Origin of the sequence: Variovorax paradoxus, from assembly GCF_030815855.1 — a bacterium.
GTDB classification, from domain to species: domain Bacteria; phylum Pseudomonadota; class Gammaproteobacteria; order Burkholderiales; family Burkholderiaceae_C; genus Variovorax; species Variovorax paradoxus_M.
The window spans coordinates 2,862,600-2,887,093 of record NZ_JAUSXG010000001.1 but is presented as its reverse complement, the minus strand read 5'-3'; the positions used below and the strand labels follow the sequence as shown (position 1 = coordinate 2,887,093).

Annotated in this window: 24 protein-coding genes and 1 riboswitch; of the genes, 13 read left to right on the top strand and 11 right to left on the bottom strand. The window is 66.0% G+C overall.

Features of this window, described 5'->3' with window-relative positions:
- Window positions 1-188 precede the first annotated feature (188 nt).
- Window positions 189-1,586, top strand: coding sequence for a class II fumarate hydratase (fumC, locus tag QFZ42_RS13580; protein ID WP_307701452.1), 1,398 nt, complete (start codon window positions 189-191; stop codon window positions 1,584-1,586).
- A gap of 65 nt (window positions 1,587-1,651) precedes the next feature.
- On the opposite strand, the gene QFZ42_RS13575 is transcribed toward fumC, so the two are convergent.
- Window positions 1,652-2,269 (bottom strand): NAD(P)-dependent oxidoreductase, encoded by a 618-nt coding sequence (locus tag QFZ42_RS13575; protein ID WP_307701451.1) that lies wholly within the window; start codon window positions 2,267-2,269, stop codon window positions 1,652-1,654.
- A 105-nt stretch (window positions 2,270-2,374) separates the two neighbouring features.
- On the opposite strand from QFZ42_RS13575, the gene QFZ42_RS13570 reads away from it, so the two are divergent.
- Window positions 2,375-3,292 carry a LysR family transcriptional regulator gene (locus QFZ42_RS13570; protein ID WP_307701450.1) on the top strand — a complete coding sequence of 306 codons (918 nt, stop codon included), beginning with the start codon at window positions 2,375-2,377 and terminating at the stop codon, window positions 3,290-3,292.
- 22 nt (window positions 3,293-3,314) lie between these two features.
- Here QFZ42_RS13570 and QFZ42_RS13565 read toward each other — a convergent pair whose 3' ends face one another.
- Entirely contained in the window at window positions 3,315-3,944 is a 630-nt protein-coding gene (locus QFZ42_RS13565) for a TIGR00645 family protein (protein ID WP_307701449.1), read from the bottom strand.
- Window positions 3,945-4,090: 146 nt separating this feature from the next.
- On the opposite strand from QFZ42_RS13565, the gene acs reads away from it, so the two are divergent.
- Together acs and QFZ42_RS13555 are read left to right on the top strand one after the other, a co-directional pair.
- Window positions 4,091-6,091, top strand: coding sequence for an acetate--CoA ligase (gene acs, locus QFZ42_RS13560; RefSeq protein WP_307701448.1), 2,001 nt, complete (start codon window positions 4,091-4,093; stop codon window positions 6,089-6,091).
- Between the two features lie 141 nt (window positions 6,092-6,232).
- On the top strand, window positions 6,233-6,733 hold the full coding sequence (locus QFZ42_RS13555) for a LapA family protein (RefSeq protein WP_307701447.1): 501 nt from the start codon (window positions 6,233-6,235) through the stop codon (window positions 6,731-6,733).
- A gap of 17 nt (window positions 6,734-6,750) precedes the next feature.
- Here QFZ42_RS13555 and QFZ42_RS13550 read toward each other — a convergent pair whose 3' ends face one another.
- Entirely contained in the window at window positions 6,751-7,062 is a 312-nt protein-coding gene (locus tag QFZ42_RS13550; RefSeq protein ID WP_307701446.1) for a c-type cytochrome, read from the bottom strand.
- Window positions 7,063-7,168: 106 nt separating this feature from the next.
- On the opposite strand from QFZ42_RS13550, the gene QFZ42_RS13545 reads away from it, so the two are divergent.
- Window positions 7,169-7,423 (top strand): TIGR04438 family Trp-rich protein, encoded by a 255-nt coding sequence (locus QFZ42_RS13545; protein ID WP_307701445.1) that lies wholly within the window; start codon window positions 7,169-7,171, stop codon window positions 7,421-7,423.
- Window positions 7,424-7,498: 75 nt separating this feature from the next.
- On the opposite strand, the gene ilvD is transcribed toward QFZ42_RS13545, so the two are convergent.
- Entirely contained in the window at window positions 7,499-9,193 is a 1,695-nt protein-coding gene (ilvD, locus tag QFZ42_RS13540; RefSeq protein ID WP_307701444.1) for a dihydroxy-acid dehydratase, read from the bottom strand.
- 108 nt (window positions 9,194-9,301) lie between these two features.
- On the opposite strand from ilvD, the gene QFZ42_RS13535 reads away from it, so the two are divergent.
- From QFZ42_RS13535 to QFZ42_RS13505, 7 genes are all read left to right on the top strand, one after another.
- Window positions 9,302-10,240 (top strand): LysR family transcriptional regulator, encoded by a 939-nt coding sequence (locus QFZ42_RS13535; RefSeq protein ID WP_307701443.1) that lies wholly within the window; start codon window positions 9,302-9,304, stop codon window positions 10,238-10,240.
- A 38-nt stretch (window positions 10,241-10,278) separates the two neighbouring features.
- Window positions 10,279-11,100, top strand: a complete 822-nt coding sequence (lgt, locus tag QFZ42_RS13530; protein ID WP_307701442.1) for a prolipoprotein diacylglyceryl transferase — start codon at window positions 10,279-10,281, stop codon at window positions 11,098-11,100.
- Between the two features lie 131 nt (window positions 11,101-11,231).
- Entirely contained in the window at window positions 11,232-11,900 is a 669-nt protein-coding gene (locus tag QFZ42_RS13525; RefSeq protein WP_157614278.1) for a GntR family transcriptional regulator, read from the top strand.
- 49 nt (window positions 11,901-11,949) lie between these two features.
- Window positions 11,950-13,422 carry a malonyl-CoA decarboxylase gene (locus QFZ42_RS13520; protein WP_307701441.1) on the top strand — a complete coding sequence of 491 codons (1,473 nt, stop codon included), beginning with the start codon at window positions 11,950-11,952 and terminating at the stop codon, window positions 13,420-13,422.
- Between the two features lie 74 nt (window positions 13,423-13,496).
- Complete coding sequence (locus QFZ42_RS13515; protein ID WP_307701440.1) at window positions 13,497-14,486, top strand: Bug family tripartite tricarboxylate transporter substrate binding protein; 990 nt, start codon at window positions 13,497-13,499, stop codon at window positions 14,484-14,486.
- Complete coding sequence (locus tag QFZ42_RS13510) at window positions 14,486-15,265, top strand: enoyl-CoA hydratase/isomerase family protein (protein WP_307701439.1); 780 nt, start codon at window positions 14,486-14,488, stop codon at window positions 15,263-15,265. The genes QFZ42_RS13515 and QFZ42_RS13510 overlap by 1 nt, the downstream gene beginning before the upstream one ends.
- A gap of 11 nt (window positions 15,266-15,276) precedes the next feature.
- Window positions 15,277-16,812: a malonate--CoA ligase gene (locus QFZ42_RS13505; RefSeq protein WP_307701438.1), complete on the top strand. Its 1,536-nt coding sequence runs from the start codon at window positions 15,277-15,279 to the stop codon at window positions 16,810-16,812.
- Here QFZ42_RS13505 and QFZ42_RS13500 read toward each other — a convergent pair.
- The 3 genes from QFZ42_RS13500 to QFZ42_RS13490 all read right to left on the bottom strand — a co-directional run bounded on the left by QFZ42_RS13500 (window position 16,809) and on the right by QFZ42_RS13490 (window position 20,712).
- Window positions 16,809-18,512: a serine hydrolase gene (locus QFZ42_RS13500; RefSeq protein ID WP_307701437.1), complete on the bottom strand. Its 1,704-nt coding sequence runs from the start codon at window positions 18,510-18,512 to the stop codon at window positions 16,809-16,811. The genes QFZ42_RS13505 and QFZ42_RS13500 overlap by 4 nt on opposite strands.
- A 73-nt stretch (window positions 18,513-18,585) precedes the next feature.
- Complete coding sequence (locus QFZ42_RS13495; RefSeq protein ID WP_307701436.1) at window positions 18,586-19,647, bottom strand: phenylacetaldoxime dehydratase family protein; 1,062 nt, start codon at window positions 19,645-19,647, stop codon at window positions 18,586-18,588.
- Between the two features lie 18 nt (window positions 19,648-19,665).
- Complete coding sequence (locus QFZ42_RS13490; RefSeq protein WP_307701435.1) at window positions 19,666-20,712, bottom strand: carbon-nitrogen hydrolase family protein; 1,047 nt, start codon at window positions 20,710-20,712, stop codon at window positions 19,666-19,668.
- 177 nt (window positions 20,713-20,889) lie between these two features.
- On the opposite strand from QFZ42_RS13490, the gene QFZ42_RS13485 reads away from it, so the two are divergent.
- A complete protein-coding gene (locus tag QFZ42_RS13485; protein WP_307701434.1) occupies window positions 20,890-21,852 on the top strand; it encodes an AraC-like ligand-binding domain-containing protein in 963 nt (320 codons plus the stop codon).
- A gap of 32 nt (window positions 21,853-21,884) precedes the next feature.
- On the opposite strand, the gene QFZ42_RS13480 is transcribed toward QFZ42_RS13485, so the two are convergent.
- The 4 genes from QFZ42_RS13480 to QFZ42_RS13465 all read right to left on the bottom strand — a co-directional run bounded on the left by QFZ42_RS13480 (window position 21,885) and on the right by QFZ42_RS13465 (window position 24,052).
- Window positions 21,885-22,310 carry a universal stress protein gene (locus QFZ42_RS13480; RefSeq protein ID WP_307701433.1) on the bottom strand — a complete coding sequence of 142 codons (426 nt, stop codon included), beginning with the start codon at window positions 22,308-22,310 and terminating at the stop codon, window positions 21,885-21,887.
- An 81-nt stretch (window positions 22,311-22,391) separates the two neighbouring features.
- Window positions 22,392-23,213 (bottom strand): sulfite exporter TauE/SafE family protein, encoded by an 822-nt coding sequence (locus QFZ42_RS13475; protein WP_307701432.1) that lies wholly within the window; start codon window positions 23,211-23,213, stop codon window positions 22,392-22,394.
- A gap of 282 nt (window positions 23,214-23,495) precedes the next feature.
- Window positions 23,496-23,831 (bottom strand): cell division protein ZapA, encoded by a 336-nt coding sequence (locus QFZ42_RS13470; protein ID WP_307701431.1) that lies wholly within the window; start codon window positions 23,829-23,831, stop codon window positions 23,496-23,498.
- A complete protein-coding gene (locus tag QFZ42_RS13465; RefSeq protein WP_307701430.1) occupies window positions 23,828-24,052 on the bottom strand; it encodes a DUF904 domain-containing protein in 225 nt (74 codons plus the stop codon). Before QFZ42_RS13465 ends, QFZ42_RS13470 begins: the two co-directional genes overlap by 4 nt.
- Before the next feature lie 159 nt (window positions 24,053-24,211).
- A riboswitch (cobalamin riboswitch) is annotated at window positions 24,212-24,458 on the top strand.
- The last annotated feature ends 36 nt before the right edge of the window (window positions 24,459-24,494 follow it).

Here is a 24,494-nt window from a genome sequence, read left to right as displayed (position 1 = left end):
TTGCGCTGCGCAGGCGCGCCCGATCCATCTGTGGATCGAGGCGTGAATGAGGGGTGACAGGGCGTATCGTGAGGCGATCGCCCGAAGCAAATAGCCTCTTCAAATGCGAGCCATTCTTATCGAGTGGATACTCGGCACCGCACCCGGCGAGCGGGCGCAACCATCCAAGACTGCGGAGTTTTTTCACCATGACGACTTCCCCCAAGACCCGTGCCGAGCGCGACACCTTCGGCCCGATCGACGTGCCGGCCGACAAGCTGTGGGGCGCGCAAACGCAGCGCTCGCTGCAGAACTTCGACATCTCCGGCGAGCAGCAGCCGCGCGAGATCATCAAGGCGCTGGCGCAGGTCAAGCGCGCCTCGGCCGTGGTCAACCATGCGCTGGGCCTGCAGGACGAAAAGAAAACCAAGGCCATCGTGGCCGCGGCCGACGAAGTCATCGCCGGCAAGCACCCGGGCGAGTTCCCGCTCGTGGTCTGGCAGACCGGCTCGGGCACGCAGACCAACATGAACGTCAACGAGGTGTTGGCCAACCGCGCGAGCGAAATCCTCGGCGGCGAACGCGGGGAAGGGCGCCTGGTGCACCCGAACGACGACGTGAACCGCAGCCAGTCGAGCAACGACGTGTTCCCGACCGCCATGCACGTGGCCGCGGTGGAGGCGATCACGCACAAGCTGCTGCCGGCCATTGCCAAGCTGCGCGGCACCCTGGCCAAGAAGGCAGAGGACTTCGCCGACATCGTGAAGATCGGTCGCACCCACCTGCAGGACGCCACGCCGCTCACGCTGGGACAGGAGTTCTCGGGCTACATGGCGCAACTGGCGCACGGCGAGGCGCATGTGCGCGCCGCGCTGCCGCACCTGAGCGAACTGGCGCTGGGCGGCACGGCCGTGGGTACCGGGCTCAATGCGCCGAAGGGCTACGCGGAGCAGGTGGCGGCCGAACTCGCAAAGCTCACGGGCCTGCCGTTCGTGACCGCGCCGAACAAGTTCGAAGCCATGGCCAGCGTCGATGCGCTGGTGCATGCCCACGGTGCGCTCAAGACGCTCGCGGCCAGCATGAACAAGATCGCCAACGACGTGCGCTGGCTCGCGAGCGGCCCGCGCAGCGGTATCGGCGAGCTCAGCATTCCCGAGAACGAACCCGGCTCGTCGATCATGCCGGGCAAGGTCAACCCGACGCAGAGCGAAGCCGTCACGATGCTCGCCGCGCAGGTGTTCGGCAACGACGTCGCCATCAACATCGGCGGCGCCTCGGGCAACTTCGAGCTCAATGTGTTCCGCCCGATGGTGGCGCACAACTTTCTGCAGAGCGTGCGCCTGCTGGCCGACGGCATGGTGAGCTTCAACGACCACTGCGCCGTGGGCATCGAGCCGAACCGCGAACGCATCACGGAACTGGTGCAACGCTCGCTGATGCTCGTCACGGCGCTCAACACGCACATCGGCTACGACAAGTCGGCCTACATCGCGAAGAAGGCGCACAAGGAAGGCACGAGCCTGCGCGAAGCGGCGATTGCTTCGGGGCACCTCACGGCCGAGCAGTTCGACCAATGGGTGATTCCGGAAAACATGACGGGCCGTTGATTCGGACAGCCCATGAAAAAAGAACCCGCGGGTCCTTTTTTGTTTGCCTGCCGATCGGCAGTCGATCAGTAGCCGATCGTGTAGCGCTGGCGCGAGTGAGCGGGCTTCTCGAGCTCGTCGATGAACGCGATGGCGTAGTCCTCGAAGGTGATCCAGCTGCGGCCTTCGGCGCTCACGAGCAGGTCGTCCTTGCCGAGGCGGAACTTGCCGGTGCGCTCGCCTTCGACGAATTCGGCCGAGGGCGAAAGGAAGGTCCAGTCGAGTTCCTTTTCGCTGCGCAGCGCTTCGAGGAACACACCGCCGGCCGAGGCTTCGGCGCGGTAGGCATCGGGGAAGTTCGGCGTATCGATCACCTTCAGGCCTGGCGCCGCGAACAGGCTGCCGGCGCCGCCGACCACCAGCAGGCGCTTTACGCCCGCGCGCTTGGCCGGCTCGACGATGGCCGCGGGCGGCACGGTGGAGAAGTGGGCGGCGCTGAACACGGCGTCATGGCCCGCCAATGCCTTTTCGAGCGCGGGGGCGTCGAGCACGTCCAGGTCGATGGCCTGCACATTGGCGCGGCCCGACAGCTTGTCGCTGGCTTTGCGCGCGATGGCGGTCACGGTGTGGCCGCGGCGCAGTGCTTCTTCGAGAAGGCGGCTGCCGGCGCGTCCGGTGGCGCCGATGATGGCGATGTGGCTCATGGGTGAATGCTCCTGAAAAGTTGAGGCGATGAAGCGCATCTTAGGTTTCTGGTTTCGAAAGAAATACCTCGATTTCCGCGCTTCTTTATTCCTAAAATCGTTCGAATGGATCGTTTGAACGCAATGCGGGTCTTCGTGACCGTGGTGGATTCGGGCAGCCTTTCGGCTGCGGCCGACAAGCTCGACCTCTCGCGGCCGGTGGTCACCCGCTATGTCGCCGAGCTCGAGCAATGGACCGGCGCGCGCCTCTTGCACCGCACCACGCGCCGGCTGAGCCTCACGGCGGCGGGCGAAGAATTGCTGCCGCGCTGCCGGCAGGTGCTCGAACTCGCGGGCGACATGCAGGCGGCCGTTCGGCATCCGGCGGAGGCGCCGCGCGGCCAGTTGCGCATCACGGCCAGCACGTCGTTCGCGCAGGCGCAATTGGCCGCAGCAGTGGCCGACTACGTGCGCCTCTATCCGGGCGTGGCGGTCGACCTGGTGCTGCTGGACCGGGCGGTGAACCTCGTGGACGAGCGCATCGACCTCGCGATCCGGGTGGCGGTGGAAATCGACCCCAACCTGATCGCACGGCGGCTCACCGATTGCCGCTCGGTGGTGTGCGCTTCACCCGGGTACCTGAAGGAGCACGGCGAGCCGCTGCGCGTGGAGGAACTGGCCCAGCGCAATTGCCTCACGCACTCGTACTTCGGCCGCAGCCTCTGGAACTTCACACGCAAGGACGACGGCACGCCGGTTTCGGTGGCCGTCGGCGGCAACATGTCGACCAACGATGCCGCGAGCCTGATGCAGCTTGCGCGGGCGGGGGCCGGCATCGCGATGTTGCCGACCTACCTGACGGCCTGCCTGCTGCGCTCCGGCGAACTGGTGCGGTTGTTCCCGGAGTTCGAGCCGCAAGTGGTGGGCATGTATGCGGTGTATGCCTCGCGCAAGCACATGCCGGCCACGCTGCGCACGATGCTCGACTTTCTGGCCGCGCGATTCACCGCGGTGCCGGCCTGGGACGCGCCGCGCACCGCTTAGGCCGCGAGGCCGCCCTCTCGGCTCAGTGCCCCTTGGCGGCGTTCCCGGTCATCAGCTTGTCGGTGTAGGCGATGGCAATGGCCGACAGCAGGAAGGTGATGTGAATCACGGTCTGGGCGATCAGCACCTTGTCCGTGTAGTTCTCTGCGTTGATGAAGGTCTTCAGCAGGTGGATCGAGCTGATGCCGATGATGGCCGTGGCCAGCTTCACCTTGAGCACCGACGCGTTCACGTGGCTCAGCCACTCGGGCTGGTCGCGATGCCCTTCCAGGTCCATGCGGCTCACGAAGGTTTCGTAGCCGCCCACGATCACCATGATCAGCAGGTTGGAGATCATCACCACGTCGATCAGCGCCAGCACCACCAGCATGATCACCGTTTCGTTGAGCGTGCCCACGGGCGCGGCGGTCTTGTAGCCGATGCTCGTGATCAGCGACTGCAGCGCTTCCTTGCTGCCGAAGGCAGCCTCGACAAGGTGCAGCAGCTCGACCAGGAAGTGCACCACGTACACCGCCTGCGCCACGATCAGGCCCAGGTACAGAGGCAGCTGCAGCCAACGGCTGGCAAAAATCAGCTTGGGGAGCGGCCGAAGCGGCGAGCCGGGGGCTGGGGTGGGCGGGTTCCGGGTATCGAAAGGGTCGGGAGCGGACATCGGGAGGAGGGTTGGGAACGACCGGAGATTCTAGAGGTGCCCTCGTGACCGACTCGTGATAACCCTGCGAACTAATATCGGACCCGTCAGTGACCCGTAAGTGGCTCCGCCGACATTACGGCCGCACCTACCCAGGAGACAAGAGAATGAGCAGCAGCGCGTCGAAGAACATCGAATCCGTTCTGGTCGAGAACCGTGTGTTCCCGCCCGATACCCGCGCCACCGAAGGCGCCCGCATCGCCAGCATGGCCGCCTACGAGGCCCTGTGCAAGGAAGCCGAGCAGGACTTCGAGGGTTTCTGGACCCGCCAGGCCCAGGCCAACCTGAGCTGGACCAAGCCCTTCACCCGCACGCTCGACGAGTCGAAGGCGCCGTTCTACGAATGGTTCGGCGACGGCGAACTCAACGCCAGCGCCAACTGCCTCGACAAGCACATCGGCACACCGGTCGAGAACAAGACGGCCATCGTGTTCGAGGCCGACGACGGCACAGTCACCAACGTCACCTACAAGGAGCTGCTCGCCCGCGTGAGCCAGTTCGCCAACGCGCTCAAGGCCGCGGGCATCCAGAAGGGCGACCGCGTCGTCATCTACATGCCGATGACGGTCGAGGGTGTGATCGCGATGCAGGCCTGCGCACGCATCGGCGCCACGCACAGCGTGGTGTTCGGCGGCTTCTCGGCCAAGGCGCTGCAGGAACGCATCATCGACGCGGGCGCGGTGGCCGTCATCACCGCCAACTACCAGCTGCGCGGCGGCAAGGAGCTGCCGCTCAAGGCCATCGTGGACGACGCCATCGCGCTCGGCGGCTGCGAGTCGATCAAGACCGTGTTCGTGTACGAACGCACGCCTACCGCCTGGGCCCGCGTCGAAGGCCGCGACAAGACCTTTGCCGAAGCGCTCAAGGGCCAGAGCACCGATTGCCCGCCCGTTCCGGTGAACGCCGAGCACCCGCTTTTCATCCTCTACACCTCGGGCTCCACCGGCAAGCCCAAGGGCGTGCAGCACGCCACCGGCGGCTACCTGCTGTGGGCCAAGCTCACGATGGACTGGACCTTCGACATCCGGCCCGAAGACGTGTTCTGGTGCACCGCCGACATCGGCTGGATCACGGGCCACACCTATGTGGCCTACGGCCCGCTCGCCGCCGGCGCCACGCAGGTGGTGTTCGAGGGTATTCCGACCTTCCCGCATGCGGGCCGCTTCTGGCAGATGATCGAAAAGCACAAGGTGTCGGTGTTCTATACCGCGCCCACCGCCATCCGCTCGCTCATCAAGGCGGCAGAGGGCGACGAGAAGGTGCATCCGAAGAATTGGAACCTGTCGAGCCTGCGCATCCTCGGTTCGGTCGGCGAACCGATCAATCCCGAGGCCTGGATGTGGTACCACCGCAATATCGGCCACGAGAAATGTCCGATTGTCGATACCTTCTGGCAGACCGAAACCGGTGGCCACGTCATCACGCCGCTGCCGGGCGCCACGCCATTGGTGCCGGGCTCGTGCACCTTGCCGCTGCCGGGCATCATGGCCGCGATCGTCGACGAGACCGGCAAGGACCTGCCCAACGGCGCGGGCGGCATGCTCGTCATCAAGCGGCCATGGCCCTCGATGATCCGCACGATCTGGAACGACCCCGAGCGTTTCAAGAAGAGCTATTTCCCGGAGGAAATGGGCGGCACGATCTACCTGGCCGGCGACGGCGCCGTGCGCAGTGCCGACCGCGGCTACTTCCGCATCACCGGGCGCATCGACGACGTGCTCAATGTGTCGGGCCACCGCCTCGGCACGATGGAAATCGAATCGGCGCTGGTGTCGAAGACCGACCTCGTGGCCGAAGCCGCCGTGGTAGGCCGTCCCGACGATGTGACGGGCGAGGCCGTTTGCGCCTTCGTCGTGCTCAAGCGTGCACGCCCGACCGGCGAAGAAGCCAAGCAGATCGCCAACGAACTGCGCGCCTGGGTCGCCAAGGAAATCGGCCCCATCGCCAAGCCGAAGGACATCCGCTTCGGCGACAACCTGCCCAAGACGCGCAGCGGCAAGATCATGCGCCGCCTGCTGCGCAGCATCGCCAAGGGCGAAGCCATCACGCAGGACACGTCCACGCTCGAAAATCCTGCGATTCTGGAACAGTTGTCACAGACCAATTGACTCGATCTGTAGGACATGGCCGTTAATGGGAAGCAGGGGCCGTTGAGGCCCGCGGCCTGAGGTACAACCGGCGGAGTTGCCATGCGCCTCGACGCGCATGGCGGATTCCGTTGTGTTCGATCTGTCCGAAGGAGGCCCCCCATGGGCGTGAGATCTGCTTTCCTGTTTGCCATTCTGCTGCTGATCGCGGCGCTCGCCGCGCTCAACTGGGGAACGCTGTCGACGCCCGTGCCGGTCTCGCTGGGCTTCATGACCGTTTCCGCGCCGCTGGGGCTCATGATGCTGGGGCTCACGGTGGCCCTCGGTGTGTTCTTCCTGGTCTATGTGCTGTACCTGCACAGTTCGGTGCTGCTCGATGCCAAGCGCCACAACAAGGAAATGCAGGTGCAGCGCGACCTCGCCGACAAGGCCGAGGCTTCGCGCTTCACCGAACTGCGCAACTTCCTCGAAGCGCAGGAGAACAAGCACATGGCGCAGAACGCAGAGCGCCATGCCGCGTTGCTGACCCGGGTCGGGCAGGTCGAGAGCGTGATCCGCCAGCGCTCCGAACAGTCGGACAACACCGTGGCCGCGCACATCGGCCAGCTCGAAGACCGCATCGAGCGGCGGCCGCTGCCCGCGGACATCGATCCGCGGGTCTGAGGCGCATCGGGGCGGCGTTACTTCGTGGACAGCACCCAGGTCGCGAGCTTCTTCGCGTCGGCTTCGCTGACCTGATTGTTGGCCGGCATCGGCACCGGCCCCCACACGCCCGAGCCGCCCTTGACGATCTTGCTGGCGAGCTTGTCGGCTGCGCCTTTGTCGTCCTTGTACTTGGCCGCCACATCCTTGAAGCTGGGGCCGAGCACCTTGCGCTCGACCGCGTGGCAGCTCATGCAGTTTTTCGACGTGGCCAGGGCCAGGTCGGCGAACGCGGGCGCCGCCAAGCCAATGCCCAAGCCGAGAATCGCGGACGACAAGAGTCTTTTCATGAGATGTAATTCGTAATGGCTGGGTTACATTCGATGCAACGCGATTGTAGGTAGCGCCGTGCACCGGCGCCCGGAAGCGTTTCCGACAAACCCCGAGGGATTCGCGATGCTTTTTCTGCTGTTGGGCCTGCTAGGCATAGGCCTGAAATATTTCGAAGTGGGCATGGTTGCCGGCTGGAGCTGGTGGATCGTGCTGTCGCCGTTCGCGCTGGCCGTGGCGTGGTGGGCATGGGCCGATTCGTCGGGCTACACCAAGCGCAAGGTCATCGAGCGTGAAGACCGGCGCAAGCAGGCGCGCATCGACCGGCAGCGCAGCAACATGGGCCTGCCGGCCAACAAGAGCCAGCGCCCGAAGCGCTGACACCCGAACTGGGCGGCACTGCAGACTGCATGCTGCCGCGTCGCTCCCACGCGTGAACGACGCGGGAGCCGCGCTTCAGAACTTGTCGAGCACCGCGCCCGAGCTGGCGCTCGAGGCGTTGAACGCGAACTTGGCCTGCACGCCGCGCGTGTAGCGCGGAGCAGGCGCCTTCCAGCCTTCGCGGCGCTTGGCCAGCTCGGCTTCGGGCACGTTGAGTTCGAGCACCAGCTTGTGCGCGTCGATGGTGATCGAGTCGCCTTCGTTCACGAACGCAATGGTGCCGCCCGCCGCCGCTTCGGGTGCCACGTGGCCCACCACCATGCCCCAGGTGCCGCCCGAGAAGCGGCCATCGGTGATCAGGCCCACGCTTTCGCCGAGGCCCGCGCCGATCAGCGCGCCGGTGGGCGCCAGCATTTCCGGCATGCCCGGGCCGCCCTTGGGACCGAGGTAGCGCAGCACCATCACGTCGCCGGCCACGATCTTGCCGGCCAGGATGGCCTGCAGCGCCGACTGCTCGTCGTCGAATACGCGTGCCGGGCCGGTGATGACCGGGTTCTTCAGGCCGGTGATCTTGGCGACCGCGCCTTCGGGCGACAGGTTGCCTTTCAGGATCGCGAGGTGGCCTTCGGCGTACATCGGCTTGTCGATAGTGCGGATCACGTCCTGGTCGGCGCGCGGCACGTCGGGCACGTCCTTCAGCACTTCGGCAATCGTCTGGCCGCTGATGGTGATGCAGTCGCCGTGCAAGAGGCCCGCATTCAGCAGCACCTTCATGACCTGCGGAATGCCGCCGGCCTGGTGCAGGTCGACCGCGAGGTACTTGCCCGAAGGCTTCAGGTCGCACAGCACCGGCACCTTCTTGCGCATGCGCTCGAAGTCGTCGATGGTCCACTCGACTTCGGCTGCATGGGCGATCGCCAGGAAGTGCAGCACCGCGTTGGTCGAGCCGCCCGTGGCCATGATGACCGCCACGGCGTTCTCGATGGCCTTCTTGGTCACGATGTCGCGCGGCTTCAGGTCTTTCTTGATCGCTTCGATCAGCACCTTGGCCGACTCCTTGGCCGAGTTCGCTTTCTCGTCGTGCGGGTTCGCCATGGTGGACGAATAGGGCAGCGAAATGCCGAGCGCTTCGAACGCGCTGGACATGGTGTTGGCCGTGTACATGCCGCCGCACGAGCCGGTGCCCGGAATGGCGCGCTTCTCGATCTCGTGCAGGTCCTCGTCGCTCATGTTGCCGGCGGCGTTCTGGCCCACGGCTTCGAACACGCTCACGATGTTCAGGTCTTGCCCCTTGTAGCGGCCCGGCAGAATGGTGCCGCCGTACACGTAGATGGCCGGCACGTTGGCGCGCAGCATGCCCATCAGGCCGCCGGGCATGTTCTTGTCGCAACCGCCGACCACCAGCACGCCGTCCATCCACTGGCCGCCGACGCAGGTCTCGATGCAGTCCGAGATGACTTCGCGGCTCACCAGCGAGTACTTCATGCCTTCGGTGCCCATGGCCATGCCGTCGGAGATGGTGGGGGTGCCGAACACCTGCGCGTTGCCGCCGGCTTCCTCGATGCCCGCGATGGCCGCGTCGGCCAGCTTCTGCAGGCCCGAGTTGCACGGCGTGATGGTGCTGTGGCCGTTGGCGACGCCGACCATCGGCTTCTTGAAGTCGCTCTCTTCGTAGCCCATGGCATAGAACATCGAACGGTTGGGCGCGCGGCTCTTGCCTTCGACGATGTTGGCGCTGCGGCGGTTGATCTGAATTGGTTTGGTGTCCATGGTGGGTGTCTCTTCTCGTGGGGGAATTCTCGGGGGAGGGGTCAAGTATCGGACTTCTCATTGATTCATTCCAATCCGATGTTGTGCGTTGATTGATATGCTCGACATATGAAAGAAGCCCTGATCGACCTGCGCGCCTGGCGCCAGTTCGTTGCCGTGGCCGAGGAGCTTCACTTCGGCCGAGCGGCGCAGCGCCTGCACATGACGCAGCCGCCCGTCACGCAGGCCATTGCCCAGCTTGAAAAGACGTTGGGCGTGGTGCTGTTCGACCGGACGCGCCGCCGCGTGGCGCTCACGCCCGCCGGCGAGGCCCTGCTGCCCGACGTGCGCGAGCTGCTGGCGCGTGCGCAGGCGCTTCCCGAGCGAGCCCGCGCGGCGGCGGCGGGACAGGTCGGGCGCGTGCGCATCGCCTTCGTTTCCACCATCGGTTTCGAGAAACTGCCGGCCTGGGTGCGCGAGTTCCGCGTGCTGTGCCCCGAGGTGGCGCTCGAACTGGTCGAGGCCACGGGCGACGTGCAGCTCGAAGCCTTCGCGCGCGGCGAGATCGACGCGGGGTTGATGCTGCATTCGCCCGGCGCTGCGCCTCCCGGGCTCGCGCGGCTGCCGGTAGAGCAGGAGCCGCTGGTACTGGCGATGCCGGCGCAGCATGCGCTCGCGAGTGCAACGCCCGTGCCGCTGGCGCAGGTGCTGGCCGAGCCGCTGGTGATCTTTCCGCGCCGCATCGTGCCTTCGCTGCACGACGCGATCCAGGCCCTTTATCACTCGGCCGGCCGCACGCCGACGGTGGCGCAAGAGGCCATCCAGATGCAGACCATCGTCAACCTCGTCTCGGGCGGCATCGGCGTGGCATGGGTGCCGCACAGCGTGATGCAGTTCAGGCGCGCGGGCGTGGTCTACCGCCAGGCGCGGGAGTTCAAGGGTGCAGGCCGCGGCGGCGTGGTGCTGCCCGCCTGCGAGACCAGTCTGGTATGGCCGGCGCAGGCCACGCATCCGGCGCTGGCGCGGTTCGTGGAATTCGTTCGCGAGCGCACGCAGAAGCCGGGCTGACCCGAGCCCGGCCGTTTGCTCCGGGCACAATCTGCCGCATGCTCATGTATCCGCAGATCAATCCCATCGCCCTGCAGCTCGGGCCGATTGCCATTCACTGGTACGGCCTGACTTACCTGGCCGCCTTTGCGCTGTTTTATTTCCTTGGAACCCGCCGGCTGCGCCACGAGCCGTACCGCTCTCTCGTCGGCGCGGGCGCCTGGCAACGCAAGGACATCGAGGACATTCTCTTTCTCGGCGTAATGGGCGTCATCGTGGGCGGGCGGCTCGGCTACTGCCTGTTCTACAAGCCCGAGTTCTATCTCGCGCATCCACTCGAAATTCTCTATGTGTGGCAGGGCGGCATGAGTTTTCATGGCGGCCTCTTGGGCGTGATCGGCGCGATGATCTGGTTTGCACGTTCGCGGGCGCGGCCGTTCTGGCAGGTGATGGACTTCGTTTCGCCCTGCGTGCCCACAGGCTTGGCGGCAGGCCGGGTCGGCAACTTCATCAACGGCGAGCTCTGGGGCCGCTTCAGCAGCCCCGACTTGCCGTGGGGCATGGTGTTTCCGCAAAGCGGCTCGATGCTGCCGCGCCACCCTTCGCAGGTCTACCAGTTCCTGCTCGAGGGGCTGCTGCTGTTCGTCATCATGTGGCTGTACGCGCGCAAGGAGCGTAAGGAGGGGCAGGTGGCTGCCGTGTTCCTGATCGGCTACGGCGCGCTTCGCTTCATTGCCGAATACTTCCGTGAGCCCGACGATTTTCTCGGGCTGCGTGCGCTGAACCTCAGCCAGGGGCAATGGCTCAGCGTGCCCATGGTGCTCTTCGGCATCGGCCTGTGGATCTGGGCCGCGCGGCGCCCGAAGCCGGCAATCGCCTGAGCGGCAAGGTCTCAGGGTAAGTCCGGGCCGCGCGTTTCATGCGCGGCCTTGCGCTGCATTCATTGCAGGCTCACAATTATGCGTAATTACAGGAAATTACGCTTTTGGGCCTCGGCTCGGAGCACTCCGCCATGCGCCTTGTCCCCAACTCCCTGCACGACGAAGTCGCTGCAACCTTGCGAGAGCAGATCTTCGCGGGCGAGCTGGCGCCGGGCAGCTTTCTCGACGAGGCGGCGCTGTGCGAGAGGCTGTCGATTTCGCGCACTCCGTTGCGCGAGGCGCTCAAGGTGCTGACGGCCGAAGGTCTGCTGCGGCATGAGCCGCGGCGCGGCTGCTTCGTACGCGAAGTGACGGAACGCGACCTCGACGAGATATTTCCGGTCATTGCGCTGCTCGAAGGCCGCTGCGCCTACGAGGCCGCGCGCAACGCGAGCGATTCCGAACTGCACGATCTCGACGCGCTGCACGAACGGCTGGTGCGCCATGCCAAGGCGAAGCGCATCAACGACTACTACGCCACCAACCACCTGATTCACGAGGCGATCATCCAGCTGGCCGACAACAAATGGCTGGCGCAGGTGATCGGCGATCTGCGCAAGATTCTCAAGCTCGCGCGGCTTCAGCAGCTGCACGCGCCCGGCCGGCTCGAGCAGAGCCTGTCGGAGCACCTGGCTGTGTTCGCGGCGCTCAAGGCGCGCGACAGCGAAGGCGCCGATGCCGCCATGCGCACGCACCTGACGCGCCAGCGCGAGGCGCTGCGCGAAGTGGCGCGGCAACAGAAATCCAGGGTGATGTCATGAACGGCACGAAGAAGGGCATCTCCCCACCCCACAGAATTGGAGTTTGTCGATGAGTGCGACCGAGTGGTTCCAGGCGCGGCTGCGCTCTGGCGAGAAGTCCGACAACAACGTACCCGTGGCACCCGATGGCGCTACTCGCAGCGCGCCCAAGACGGCGGCGAAGCCCAGCGTACGCTCCACGGCCGAGCGCATGCAGGCCACGCTGCGAAAGGCCGACGAAGCGCTGTCGCCGCGTGCCTTGCGCCGCGTGCTCACGGCCTTGCAGTCGGTCATCGATCCGCGCGTGAGCGAGGTCGAGGGCGGCCGCAGGGCGCATGCCATTGCACGCGAATACGCCGCTGCCACGCCCGAGGAGCGACGCGACTACTGGGCGCTGATGAGCGAGCATTTCGCGGCCGATCCGCAAAAGCTCAAGTCGGCGCGCGACCAGCATCAGGCCGCTGTCGGAACGCCCGACGAAGGCCAGGCCGAGCTGAAGCTGCGGCGTGCGCTGGTGTCGCCCCGCATGCGCCTCCTGCAGCGCTTTGCGGTCGAGCCGGAGGGCATGCGCTTCCTGGTCGACCTGCGCGCCGAGCTGCTGCCTTTCCTGAAGTCCGACAAGCGGTTGATCGCGCTCGATGCCGAACTGGAGCACCTGTTCTCCACCTGGTTCGACGTCGCATTTCTCGAACTGCGCCGCATCGACTGGCATTCGCCGGCTTCGCTGATCGAGAAGCTGATCCGCTACGAGGCCGTGCACGACATCAAGAGCTGGACCGACGTGAAGAACCGGCTCGACGACAGCGACCGCCGCTGCTACGGCTTCTTCCATCCGCGGCTGCCCAACGAGCCGCTGATCTTCGTCGAGGTGGCGCTGGTCGACCGCATCAGCGACGGCATCACGCCGCTGCTCGACGAGGCCGCCGTGCCCATCCTGCCGGCCAAGGCGACCACGGCGATCTTCTATTCGATCAGCAACACCCAGAACGGCTTGCGCGGCGTGAGCTTCGGCGATTCGCTCATCAAGCGCGTGGTCGAGACGCTGCAGGACGAGCTGCCGCGCCTGAAGACCTTCGCCACGCTCTCGCCGATTCCCGGCTTTCGCGCCTGGCTCGCGAAGAACGCCGCGGAGCTGCTGCCGCGCCTGGACGAAAAGCGCGAGGCCGAGCTCGGCCGCCTGGTCGGATCGCTGCCGCCCACCGCCGACCGCCTGCTTGCCGCGGTGGACGGCGCCGCCACGCTCGATGCGAAGTCGCCGCTGCGCCAATGGCTTTTGCAGGCGGCCGCCGAATACCTGGGCCACACGCTGATCGACGGTACGCCGGCCGATCCCGTGGCGCGCTTTCATCTGGGCAACGGCGCGCGGGTGGAGCGGCTCAACTGGGCCGGTGACCCGTCGCCCAAAGGGCACAAACAGGCGTATGGCCTGATGGTCAATTACCTCTACGATCTCAAGCGGCTCGACAAGCATCGCGCGTGGCTGGCCGACGGCAAGGTGGCGGTATCGGGAGATGTCGAAAGCCTGTTCTTCAAAAAAGGCTGAGTTCTGAAAGAAAGTCCGGGGCGTGATGCACCGGCCCGCATGGTGCGGCAATCTACAACGACAGGAGATGACAGATGACTCAGGGTTTTCAACGACGCGACGTGCTGCGCCTGGGCGCAGCCGGTGCAGCCGTTCTGTGCGGCGGCGCCCATGCGCAGGGGGGTAACTGGCCGACGCGGCCGGTCAACATGGTCGTGCCGTTTCCGGCCGGCGGCGGCACCGATGCGTTCGCGCGCCCGCTCTCGGCTCAGTTCTCCAAGATCACCGGACAGACCCTGGTGATCGACAACCGCGGCGGCGCCGGCGGCACCGTGGGCGCAAGCATCGCCTCGAAGGCGCAGGCCGATGGCTACACGCTCTTCATGGGCGCGGTGCACCACGCGATCGCCCCGTCGATCTACCCCAAGCTCGACTACGACATCGAGAAAGACTTCGTGCCGCTGATGCTGCTGGCCAATGTGCCGCAGGTGGTGGTGGTCAACCCGAAGCGCGTCACGTCCACCACGCTGCAGGAGTTCGTTGCCGCCGCCAAGCGCAACCCCGGCAAGCTCAACTACGGCTCGGCCGGTTCGGGCACGTCGCATCACCTGGCGGGCGAGCTGTTCAAGCTGCAGACCGGCACCTTCATCACCCATATTCCGTACCGTGGCGCGGGTCCGGCGCTGTCGGACCTGATCTCGGGCAACGTCGACCTGATGTTCGATGGCCTCGGCTCATCGGCCCAGCACATCAAGGGCGGCCGCATCAAGGCGCTGATGGTCGCCGGCAGCAAGCGCAACCCCGCATTCCCCGACGTGCCCTGCGCCGCCGAGGTGGGCCTGCCCGACTACACGGTCACCACCTGGTATGGCCTGTGGGCGCCCAAGGGCACACCGGCCGACCTGCAGGCACGCATCGTCGACGACATGAAGAAGGCGCTTGCCACGGACGAGCTCAAGGCCATCTGGGCTCAGAACGGGTCCGAGATTCCGAACCTCACCATGGCTTCGTATGGCGGTTTCGTCAACTCGGAAATCAAGCGTTGGGCCGCTGTGGTGAAGGCCTCGGGCGCCAAGCTCGAGTAATGAGCGGCAGCCAGATTTCCTTGCGCCGCGAGGGCGCCGTTGCGTTCGTCACCTTGTCGAACGCGGGGCGCCTCAATGCGATGACGCGCGCCATGTGGCGCGAGCTGCGTGCGGTGTTCGACGGCATCGGCCAGCCCGATGACACGGAGCTTCGATGCGTCGTTGTCGGCGGCGAAGCGGGAACCTTCTGCGCGGGTGGCGACATCTCCGAATACCCGTCGTTCCGTTTCGACGAAGCCAGTTTGCGCGAATTCCACGAGAACGAAGTCTGGGGCGCGCTGCAGGCCATGCTCGATTGCCCGCTGCCCGTGGTCGCGCAGATCGAAGGCGCGTGCATGGGCGCCGGCATCGAGATTGCGAGCTGCTGCGACATCCGGCTTGCTGGCGCCTCCGCGAAGTTCGGCGCCCCTATTGCCAAGCTCGGTTTTCCGATGGCGCCCCGAGAAGCCGCATTGGTTCACGGCGCCATCGGCGACGTGCTCGCGCGCGACATGCTGCTGGCCGCCGGCGTGCACGGCGCACAGCGCCTCTACGACGCCGGCTTTCTGCTGCAAGTGCTGCCCGACGACGAAGTGGCCGCCGCCGCGCAGGCGCATGCGGCGCGCATCGCTGCATTGGCACCGCAGGCCGCGCGCCTCCACAAGCGCACCTTCGCGATGCTGAAGGCCGGCGCGCAGTCGACCGAGAGCCTGCTCGCAACCGCCTACGACTACGCCGATTCCGCCGAACACCGCGAAGGCATCGCCGCCTTTCTGGCCAAGCGCACACCGAATTTCTGAAATAACTGCCGATGAAGACGAAAGCCAACCCCAACCTGTTTGCCGCCTTGCGCGCGGCCTTTCCGGCCGACCTCGACAGCATTGCCGTCGAGACCGACAACGGCCTGTTCTACTCGTGGCGAGATCTCGATCGCGCGAGCGCGATGATCGCCAACCTGCTCGGAGCGCTGGGCCTGGAAGAGGGCGCCCGCGTCGCGGTGCAGGTCGAGAAGTCGGTCGAGGCGATGATCCTGTATCTCGCCACCTTGCGTGCCGGCTACGTGTTCCTGCCGCTCAACACGGCCTATCAGAGCGCCGAGATCGAATACTTCGTCGGCAATGCGGAACCCGCCGTGGTGGTGTGCACCAGCCGCAATGCCTCATGGGTCGGGCCGATCGCCAATGCGGCGGGCACGCGGCATGTGTTCACGCTGGACGACAACCGCACCGGCACGCTGCTGGAAGTTGCCTCGCAGTGCAGCGACCAGCATGCGGTGGTCGACCGAAAAGCGGACGACCTAGCGGCGATTCTCTACACCAGCGGCACGACGGGCCGCAGCAAGGGCGCCATGCTCACGCATGGCAACCTGCTGTCGAACGCCCAGGTGCTCAAGGACTACTGGGGCTGGACAGAAGGCGACGTGCTGATCCACGCGCTGCCGATCTTCCATGTGCACGGCCTCTTCGTCGCACTGCACGGTGCGCTGCTCAACGGCAGCAAGATGATCTGGCTTTCGAAGTTCGACCCCAAGCGCGTGGTCGAGAAGCTGCCCGAAGCCTCCGTGTTCATGGGCGTGCCCACGCTCTACGTGCGGCTGCTGGCCGAGCCGGGGCTCACGCGCGAAGCGGTGCGCAACATGCGGCTCTTCGTCGCGGGCTCCGCGCCGCTGCTCATCGAAACCTTCGACGAGTGGCGCGAGCGCACCGGCCACACCATTCTCGAGCGCTACGGCATGAGCGAAACGGTGATGCTCACCTCCAACCCCTACAGCCCGGCGCAGGGCGAACGCCGCGGCGGCACGGTCGGCTTTGCTTTGCCCGGCGTGCAACTGCGCGTGCGAGACGACAGCGGGCGCGACTGCACCACCGACGAGATCGGCAACATCGAAGTCAGCGGCCCGAACGTGTTCGCCGGCTACTGGCGCATGCCCGAGAAGACGAAAGAAGAGTTCACCGCCGACGGTTTCTTCAAGACCGGCGACGTCGGCAAGATCGACGGCCGCGGCTACATCACCATCGTCGGACGCAGCAAGGACCTCATCATCAGCGGCGGCTACAACGTCTATCCCGCCGAGATCGAGGGCTACATCAACGAGCTGGCCGGCGTGGCCGAAAGCGCGGTGATCGGCGTGCCGCACCCCGACTTCGGCGAAGTGGGCGTGGCCATCGTCATTGCGAAGGCAGGCGGCGCGCTGGACGCCGATGCCATCGTGGCGGAGCTCAAGTCGAAGCTCGCGAACTTCAAGATTCCGAAGCGCTGCTTCGTGGTGGACGAACTGCCGCGCAACACCATGGGCAAGGTGCAGAAGGCGCTGCTGCGCGAGCGGCACAAGGGGTTGTTCACCTAGGTTTTCTCCACCCTCGGTGCGAGGGCGGTGGTGCGCGGTTCGTGAAAGATCATCGCGTCCACCGTGTCGGGCGAAGGCCGGCGGAACTCCACGCCGTAGCCCTCGAGCGTGTCGACGTTGAAGCTGCGTCCGTCGGCCGGCAGCAGGCGGTAAGTGGGCTGTCCCGGAATCGTCATGCCGAGTTCGCCGTTGGCGTCGAGCCTGATCTCGATCACGCGGCCGCTGTGCAGGTAGTCTCCGGCGCACAGCCGGCGAAACGCCGCATCCAGCACGTCGCCGGCCGCGATGCGGCGGAACACGATGTCTTCGACCATCTCCTCGAGCGGTATCTCGACGCGATCGATGTGGCCCTGCCGGTCGTAGCGAAACGTGAGCGTCCGCTTGCTGGGGTGCAGCACCGTCGGCCTGTCGGGGGTGATGAACACATCGTAGTGGCGGTGCTCGAGTTTTTCCTCGATACCGCGCCAGCGCCAGCCGAGGCCGTCGGCTTCCTTTTCGATGCGCAGGCGTCCGTAGGCCGGGTGCTCGTAGCCGCCGACATAGTCGTCGAGCGGGTGGCTCGGCCGGGTTCCGCTTTTGCGCACTTCCGCGCTCGCTTTTTCGTCGATCTTCTGCTGTTCGAGCGCCTGCTTGCGCCGGGGCACCAGCCGCCCGAGCCAGTCGACCGGCTCGCGGCCGCAGAGGCGGTCGAGCACCGCGTAGGTGAGGATCGCGTGGACGCTGCCCGGCGTGCGGTTCGTCAGCACCACCACGCCCGCGCGGCGTTCGGGCTGCATCGTCATGAGCGTGCTCCAGCCGGTCCACGAGCCCGAGTGCGCGATGGTGCGCTCGCCGCGGTACTGCTCGCAGAACAGGCCGAGGCCGTAGTGCGAGTCGCCGATCTCGGCGAATTCGGAGCGTCCCATGTGCACGCGCGGTGTCGTCATCTCGCGCAGCGCCTGCGCCGAGAGCAGCTGTCGTCCGTTCGCCTTGCCGTCGAGCAGGAAGCGCGACCACTTCGCAAGATCGGCCACCGAAGCGTTGATGCCGCCGGCCGGCATCGCGCGAATCGGCGACAGCGGTGTGCGGTACCGCGTGTCGCCATCCATCGCATGCGGGCGCGCGGCGTCTTCCGCGGCCGCGAGTGCTTCGATGGAGAAGCCGAAATGGCTGAAGCCCAGCGGCTTCATCAGGCGCTCGGTGGTGAACGCCTGATAGCTCTGGCCGCTGATGCGCTCGGTGACCATTCCCGCGACCAGGTAGCCGAGGTTCGAATACTGAAAGGTGTCGCGCAGGTCCTTGTTCGGTGCAAGGTGCCTGAGCGCCGCCAGCATCTGCGCGTCGCTCAGGTCGCCGGGCATGTGGATCCAGTCGTGCCGCGGCAGCCCGCTGTGATGGCACAGCAGGTCGCGCACGGTCAGCCGCTCGGTCGCCACGGGGTCGTGCAGGCGAAATTCCGGGATCACGTCGCGCACCGGACTGGACCATTCGAGCTTGCGCTCGTCGACCAGCAGGCCGAGGCCGGCCGCAGTGAACGACTTGGTGATCGAGCACAGCAGGAACTGCGTATCGACGGTCACGGGCAGGCCGGTGTCGGTGTCGCGCACGCCGTAGCCCTTGAGCACGGCAATCTCGCCGTCCTGGATCACGGCCAGGGCAAGCCCGGGTACTTTCCATTCCTGCATCGAGGCTTCGACGAGGCTGTCAAGATCGCTCCACATGGTCGGGTCCTTGGCTTTGCTTGCGCTTGAATAGGGCCGCGCATCCTAAAGCAAATGCCCGAAGCGCGGTCTTCTAGGCCGCGGCCAAGCCATTCATGAGCCCGCTGCGCGCATGGCAGTTGATGTACTCGTAGCTTTGCTCGTCGGCCTTGAGCACCGACACCTCGTGGTACACGCGCAGCTGCAGCTGGAAGTTCAGCGCCTGCACGTAGCGCATGAAGCTGCCGAAGATCGCGACGTGCGTCGGGTGCGACTCGGCCCATCGCTCCATGTCGGCGAGCGAGCGCCAGAAGCTCAGGCCGAACGATTTTTCGAGCGGCGTGCCCTTGGCGTCGAGATGGTGCATGTAGCGGTTGCTGTAGCAGCCGATGCCCAGACCCTGGTCGCGCAGGAAGTCCATGCCTTCGCGCAGTACCGGTTCCATCTCTTCCAGGTAGAGCTTGCGTTCTTGGCCGGTAGTGTCGGCCCATTCCTGGCCGGAGCGGATCATCGCGATGTTCTCGTGGCCCGCAACGCGCACGCGCTGCCCGGGAGCCGGCGTGCCGGCAATGACGGCGCGTGTGCCGGAGGGTGCCATGGCATCGTTTTGCGACAGCGGAATGCGGTCACGCATCGAACCCCAGTAGCCGTGCTCCTGCAGTTCGCCGCTCACGCCGCCCATCACCACGCCCACGCCTTCGAGCCGGTCCGGCGTGTTGAACATGGTCTCGAAGTGCTCGACGCGCGGTGACACCACTTCACGGAAGTAGCCGAGGCCCTCTGTCAGCCGTTCTTCCGAGCGCCACCACGCATCGGTCTCGGGCGCCGCGCACCAGCGCGCATGGGCTGCGGGGTCGTCCCAGTAGGCGATGGCGATCATGTGGTCGTAGCCGTCGGCATCGACGTGGTGTGCGAAATCGTGGTGGCCGGGGCCGTCGGGCAGCGCGAAGCCGGCCGCGATCTTCATCAGCGCGGCGCAAGCGCGCCCCTGCATATCGGCGCCGCGCGACTGCACGCCGAAGTAGCCCATCACCACCTGCCTCACCGCGGCCGGCGCGCGTGCCGACCAGACGGGGTAGGGCGGCGCGTAGTCGTCCTCCACGCGGCGGTGGCGCGTGCGTGGACATTTCAGGTGCTCTGCAATGGCGGATTCCATGGCGTGGCTCCAGCTTGTTCAGGCGGCCAGCTGCTGGCGCGCCGCGGCCGTCGGCTCGGGCGTGGCGACGATGGCTTCGAAGGCGCCGCCTTCGACCTCGGGCGTACGCTGCAGCACCACCGGTTCGCGCCGCGTCTTGTTCAGCAGCAGCTGCGTGACGTCGGGCCGCGAGTAATGACCGCTCGGGTCGGCCGCGGCCTTGGCGAGCGCAATCATTGCAAGGTCGATGTCTGCAATCACCAGCCCTTCCTGGTCTTCGGCCAACGGCGTACCGAGCGGCGAGCCGTCGGGTGCGTAGATGCGCGCAAAGCCGCCGCCCACGCGCAGCAACTGCTGCTTGCCCGCATCGGTGCACATCAGCTCGCTCATCGCCGGCGAAACCGTGGCGCACGGCGCGACGACGAAGCACTGGCCCTCCGCCGCGTACACCTGGCTGGCCGCATTGTTGAGCTCGGCGCCGAGGGCGAAAGCCGCGCCGCGGTAGAGCGAGAAGCTGGGCCAGGCGCCGCAATGGATCTGCTCGTTCTGTGCGTACATCGCGTATTTGCTGAGCGGCTGCAGGTGCTCCCAGCACGAGAGCGATCCGATGTTGCCGATGGCCGTTTCAGCCACGGCGAGGTCGGAGCCATCGCCTTCGCCGAACACGGTGCGCTCCACGTGCGTGGGCTTGAGCTTGCGGCGCGTCTGCACCGTGTGGCCCTGGTCGTCGATCAGCGCCTGAGCAATGTAGAGGCTGCCCGCGGCCTTTTCGCTGTAGCCAAGGGAAACCCAGATCTTGTGCTTGCGCGCGGCATCGCGGATGCGGTCGAACTCGCCCGAGCCGACGACCAGCGCGTTGTCGTGATAGCGCTGCACGAACTGCATGCCCCAGGCCGGCGAGTCGAGCCAGATCCACCAGGGATAGCCGGGCACCCAGGTTTCGGGAAAGGCGATGAGTTTCACGCCCTGGCCAGCGGCTTGGGCCATGAGGTCGATGGTCTTGTCGATGGTGCCGTCGAGATCGAGGAACACGGGCGCGGCCTGCACGGCGGCAACGCGGAGCTTGGGGTGAACGGTGGCGGGCATGGCGGGTCTCCGGGAGGGGGTGGTGAAACAACTTCGCACACCTCGCACCGGGTTTGCGCGGTGGCATGCGGGTTGCTTCAAGCGTAGATTCGCCGCCGCGAAACCCCTTGACCCGAACTTGCGGCGTTCTTGTTCCAGCGTTGCATGCCGGCTTTTCACGAAACCCGAGGAACCCCGATGAACCAGTTGCTCAGCACCGACGCCGTTCCGCGCGATCAGCGGCTCGCCTACTGGACCGACATGATCTGCAACGTGTACGTGCAGCTCGGGTGCGATGCGGTGCGCAGGGACGGTTCCGGCGATTTCGAGGGCAGCATCCGCCAGCACACGCTGCCGAGCCTCGATGTGTCGGTGGTCAAGTCGGGGCCGCAGAAGGTCATGCGGACGCCGGGGCACATCTCCCGGTCGGGCGACGACTACTTCCTGGTCAGCATCCAGGCCCGCGGCCAGGGCGTGGTGCGGCAGGACGGCCGCGACGCCGTGCTGGCGGCGGGCGACTTTGCGCTGTACGACAGCACCCGGCCGTACGAATTGCTGTTCGACAATGCTTTCGAGCAGATCGTGCTCAAGCTGCCCGGCGAACGCCTGCGCAGCGAGCTGCACGACACCGAAGCATTGACGGCCACCACCGTGTCGGGACGCGAGGGCGCGGGGCACCTGCTGCTCGGCATGATCCGCACGCTGCGCGAAGACATCGACACCTTGCAGCCTGCGTCGGCACTCGCGGTGGCCAATGGGGTGCAGAGCATTCTGGTCGCCGGGCTGCAAACGCTGCCCGCCGCGCGTGCGCCGGGTCTCAGCAATCTCACGGCCTACCACCTGGCCCGCGTGAAGCGGCGCATCGACGAGCAGCTGGCGGACCCGTTGCTCTCGGTAGGCAGCCTTGCGGCGGAGTTGGGCGTTTCAGCCAGCCACATTCACCGCATCTTCAAGAGCGAGCCGTTCACGCCGTCGCAGTACATCTGGGAGCGCAGGCTCGAAGCCTGCAGCCGCGACCTGCTCGAGCCGCGCCTGGCCGGCCGGCCGGTGGCCGACATTGCCTACGGCCGCGGCTTCAACGATGCGGCGCACTTCAGCCGTGCATTCCGCGAACGCTTCGGTTGCTCGCCGCGCGAGTGGCGGCAACAGCGGGTTCAATAACAATAAAAAAAGAAGGCGCGGCCTTCGCCGGGTTACTGCACCAGCAGCACCGAGATATCCGTTTCGGAAATCACCTTGGTGGCCACCGAGCCCATCAACGCACGGCCGAAGATGCCGTGGCCGTGGGTGCCGAGCACGATCAGCTGGGCATGTGCGGCCGTTGCCGACTTGAGAATTTCCTCGGCCGCATGGCCGTGGCGCTTGTCGATCGTGTAGTTGCTCACGCTGTTCTCCGCGAGCAATGCTTTCACGGGGTCGAGCACTTTGGCGTTCTCTTCGGCGTAGTAGTCGGCAATCACCTCTTTGCTGAGGTGGCGCGCCACGTGGCCCGAGATGCCCGTACAGACGTGCACGATGACCAGTTCATGGCCGTCCACGAACATGGCGCGGTTGGCGAGCAGGTAGTTGAGCGCCTTCTGCGTATAGGCGCTGCCGTCGACTGCGATGAGGATTTTCATGACCCGGTTATACGACCGGCGTCCACCTATCGCAACGGGTCTCACCCACGACCCGAGGGGCTTTCGAAATCCGCTGCGAACTCAGCCCTGCAGCCCCTTCCAGAGCATGTAGGCGGCGAGCAGGTACAGGATGCTCGCGAACACGCGCTTGAGCTTCTTGACCGGCAGGTTGTGCGCCGCCTTCGCGCCCAGGGGCGCGGTGAGCACGCTGCACAACGCAATCACCACGAGTGCGGGCAGCCAGATGTACCCGAAGGAGCCGTCGGGCAGGCCCTGCACCGACTGCCCGCTCACCACATAGCCGAGCACATTGGCCACGGCAATCGGAAAGCCGAGCGCGGCGCTGGTGGCCACGGCGTTGTGGATGGAGATGTTGCACCACGTCATGAACGGCACGCTGACGAAACCCCCGCCCGCACCGACCAGGCCCGAGATGAAGCCGATGGCGCCGCCCGCCGAGAGTTGCCCCGCAGTGCCCGGCATCTGGCGCGTGGGCTTGGGCTTGCGGTCGAGAAACATCTGCGTGGCGGAGAAGCCCACGAACAGCGCGAACACGATGGCCAGCACCGTGCCCTTCAGCAGCGAGAACACACCCAGGCTGCCCAGCAGGCTACCGATGACGATGCCCGGCGCCAGCCGCCGCACGATGTCCCAGCGCACCGCGCCGCGCTTGTGGTGCGCACGCACACTGGAAACCGAGGTGAAGATGATCGTCGCCATCGAGGTGGCAATCGCCATCTTCACGGCCAGATCGGAGGCCACCCCGCGGTGCCCCATGATGATCGTGATGAACGGCACCATGAGCATTCCGCCGCCGATGCCGAGCAGCCCCGCGAGAAAACCGGTGCCCAGGCCGAGCGCTGCGAGTTCGGCGATCAGGAGGGGGTCGAGCAGGGAGTTCACGCAGCGGGGCCTTGAGAAAAAGCAACGGCCCCGCGCAGCGCGTGCCGGGGCCGTATGAACGAAAAAAGGTGTCTGCAAGTGGGCGCCGAACCCGCATCCTGAACCAGGGTTCAGGTGGGCGAGGGCAGCAAGACTTCGGGTTCATCTGACGCGAGATGATCACACCCGTCAAGCGATGTACCAAGCCCGGCTCCGGAGAGCATTGGAACAAGGAAATATTAAGCCCGACGCGCACCGCAGACAGTTCGGATTTTACGCCTCCGGCGAGCCGGGCGCCGCTATTCAGAGTAAATGGTCATCGCCCGCAAGGGCTTGATCGAGTTTCTGAATGAGTTGCGCGGCCTTGACATCGGCTTCGCCGGCATCCGCCGCGGGAGCAGCGAAAGTCGAGGCCGTCGGTGCCGCCGCGGCGGCAGCCTGCTGTGCGGCCAGGTCGAAAGCCAGGTTCAGCGAAGCCAGCACGGCAATGCGGTCACGGGCCTTCACCTTGCCCGCATCGCGGATCTTGCACATGGCCGCGTCCACGCGATCGACGGCGTCGCGCAATTGCGCCTCGCCGCCGTCGGGGCAGCCGAGCAGATAGCTCTGGCCCATGATCTGAACTTCAATCTGCTTCATGCGGGGGAATCTTCGGAAGGTGGTTCGGCCGGCAGCCGCTCGAGCAAGGCGTCGAGGCGCGTGCGGGCCGCGGCGAGCCGCGACTTGAGCCCGTCGCGCTCGCGCGTGAGCGCTTCGACCTGCTCCTGCAGCAGCGCATTGGTGCGCTGCACCTCTTCATGACGCACGAGCAGGCGTTCCACACGCTCGGCGATCTGGTCGATGGGGCTGGAGGCGGGCATGGTTGGCGATTGTAGTTTCCCAGGACAGGCGGTCCGGTCCGCCGCGCGCGGCGTGGAACCGGGACGGATTCTGCGGCCTGCGCGAGGCGCTTTCCAAATTTTCCGCGACGAACAACAACAGCTTGCGCAACTTTTGGCTTAATGCGCCGGCGAGAGGCCCTAGAATCCCGCCCGTTGGTGCCTGCGTCGTGGTTCACACGCCGCGGTTCAACGGGAAGCAGGAGTGAACGCCCCCGGAAACGGGACAAGGCAGAAGCCGCCTGCGCTGCCCCCGCAACGGTCAAGCAGTCGACGCCGCAAGCGTCAACCTCATCCATCCAGCCACTGGGCGCCCTGAAACAGGCGTCTGGGAAGGCGGTGAGGCCGCACTGCCAGCCCGGATACCGGCCAACGAGGCGGCTGCCGCATGCGCGATCGATATCGATGCATGAAGCGGCCATTG

What these genes read in the sequence shown, in the direction of transcription:
- QFZ42_RS13510 (WP_307701439.1), top strand. Translation starts at nt 14,486, where the DNA reads ATGAGCGGCAGCCAGATTTCCTTGCGCCGCGAGGGCGCCGTTGCGTTC.
- QFZ42_RS13555 (WP_307701447.1), top strand. Translation starts at nt 6,233, where the DNA reads ATGGGCGTGAGATCTGCTTTCCTGTTTGCCATTCTGCTGCTGATCGCG.
- QFZ42_RS13470 (WP_307701431.1), bottom strand. Translation starts at nt 23,831, where the DNA reads ATGAAGCAGATTGAAGTTCAGATCATGGGCCAGAGCTATCTGCTCGGC.
- QFZ42_RS13490 (WP_307701435.1), bottom strand. Translation starts at nt 20,712, where the DNA reads ATGCCCGCCACCGTTCACCCCAAGCTCCGCGTTGCCGCCGTGCAGGCC.
- acs (WP_307701448.1), top strand. Translation starts at nt 4,091, where the DNA reads ATGAGCAGCAGCGCGTCGAAGAACATCGAATCCGTTCTGGTCGAGAAC.
- QFZ42_RS13465 (WP_307701430.1), bottom strand. Translation starts at nt 24,052, where the DNA reads ATGCCCGCCTCCAGCCCCATCGACCAGATCGCCGAGCGTGTGGAACGC.
- QFZ42_RS13495 (WP_307701436.1), bottom strand. Translation starts at nt 19,647, where the DNA reads ATGGAATCCGCCATTGCAGAGCACCTGAAATGTCCACGCACGCGCCAC.
- QFZ42_RS13480 (WP_307701433.1), bottom strand. Translation starts at nt 22,310, where the DNA reads ATGAAAATCCTCATCGCAGTCGACGGCAGCGCCTATACGCAGAAGGCG.
- QFZ42_RS13505 (WP_307701438.1), top strand. Translation starts at nt 15,277, where the DNA reads ATGAAGACGAAAGCCAACCCCAACCTGTTTGCCGCCTTGCGCGCGGCC.
- QFZ42_RS13535 (WP_307701443.1), top strand. Translation starts at nt 9,302, where the DNA reads ATGAAAGAAGCCCTGATCGACCTGCGCGCCTGGCGCCAGTTCGTTGCC.
- QFZ42_RS13550 (WP_307701446.1), bottom strand. Translation starts at nt 7,062, where the DNA reads ATGAAAAGACTCTTGTCGTCCGCGATTCTCGGCTTGGGCATTGGCTTG.
- QFZ42_RS13575 (WP_307701451.1), bottom strand. Translation starts at nt 2,269, where the DNA reads ATGAGCCACATCGCCATCATCGGCGCCACCGGACGCGCCGGCAGCCGC.
- QFZ42_RS13570 (WP_307701450.1), top strand. Translation starts at nt 2,375, where the DNA reads ATGGATCGTTTGAACGCAATGCGGGTCTTCGTGACCGTGGTGGATTCG.
- QFZ42_RS13515 (WP_307701440.1), top strand. Translation starts at nt 13,497, where the DNA reads ATGACTCAGGGTTTTCAACGACGCGACGTGCTGCGCCTGGGCGCAGCC.
- lgt (WP_307701442.1), top strand. Translation starts at nt 10,279, where the DNA reads ATGCTCATGTATCCGCAGATCAATCCCATCGCCCTGCAGCTCGGGCCG.
- QFZ42_RS13520 (WP_307701441.1), top strand. Translation starts at nt 11,950, where the DNA reads ATGAGTGCGACCGAGTGGTTCCAGGCGCGGCTGCGCTCTGGCGAGAAG.
- QFZ42_RS13525 (WP_157614278.1), top strand. Translation starts at nt 11,232, where the DNA reads ATGCGCCTTGTCCCCAACTCCCTGCACGACGAAGTCGCTGCAACCTTG.
- ilvD (WP_307701444.1), bottom strand. Translation starts at nt 9,193, where the DNA reads ATGGACACCAAACCAATTCAGATCAACCGCCGCAGCGCCAACATCGTC.
- QFZ42_RS13485 (WP_307701434.1), top strand. Translation starts at nt 20,890, where the DNA reads ATGAACCAGTTGCTCAGCACCGACGCCGTTCCGCGCGATCAGCGGCTC.
- QFZ42_RS13565 (WP_307701449.1), bottom strand. Translation starts at nt 3,944, where the DNA reads ATGTCCGCTCCCGACCCTTTCGATACCCGGAACCCGCCCACCCCAGCC.
- QFZ42_RS13500 (WP_307701437.1), bottom strand. Translation starts at nt 18,512, where the DNA reads ATGTGGAGCGATCTTGACAGCCTCGTCGAAGCCTCGATGCAGGAATGG.
- fumC (WP_307701452.1), top strand. Translation starts at nt 189, where the DNA reads ATGACGACTTCCCCCAAGACCCGTGCCGAGCGCGACACCTTCGGCCCG.
- QFZ42_RS13545 (WP_307701445.1), top strand. Translation starts at nt 7,169, where the DNA reads ATGCTTTTTCTGCTGTTGGGCCTGCTAGGCATAGGCCTGAAATATTTC.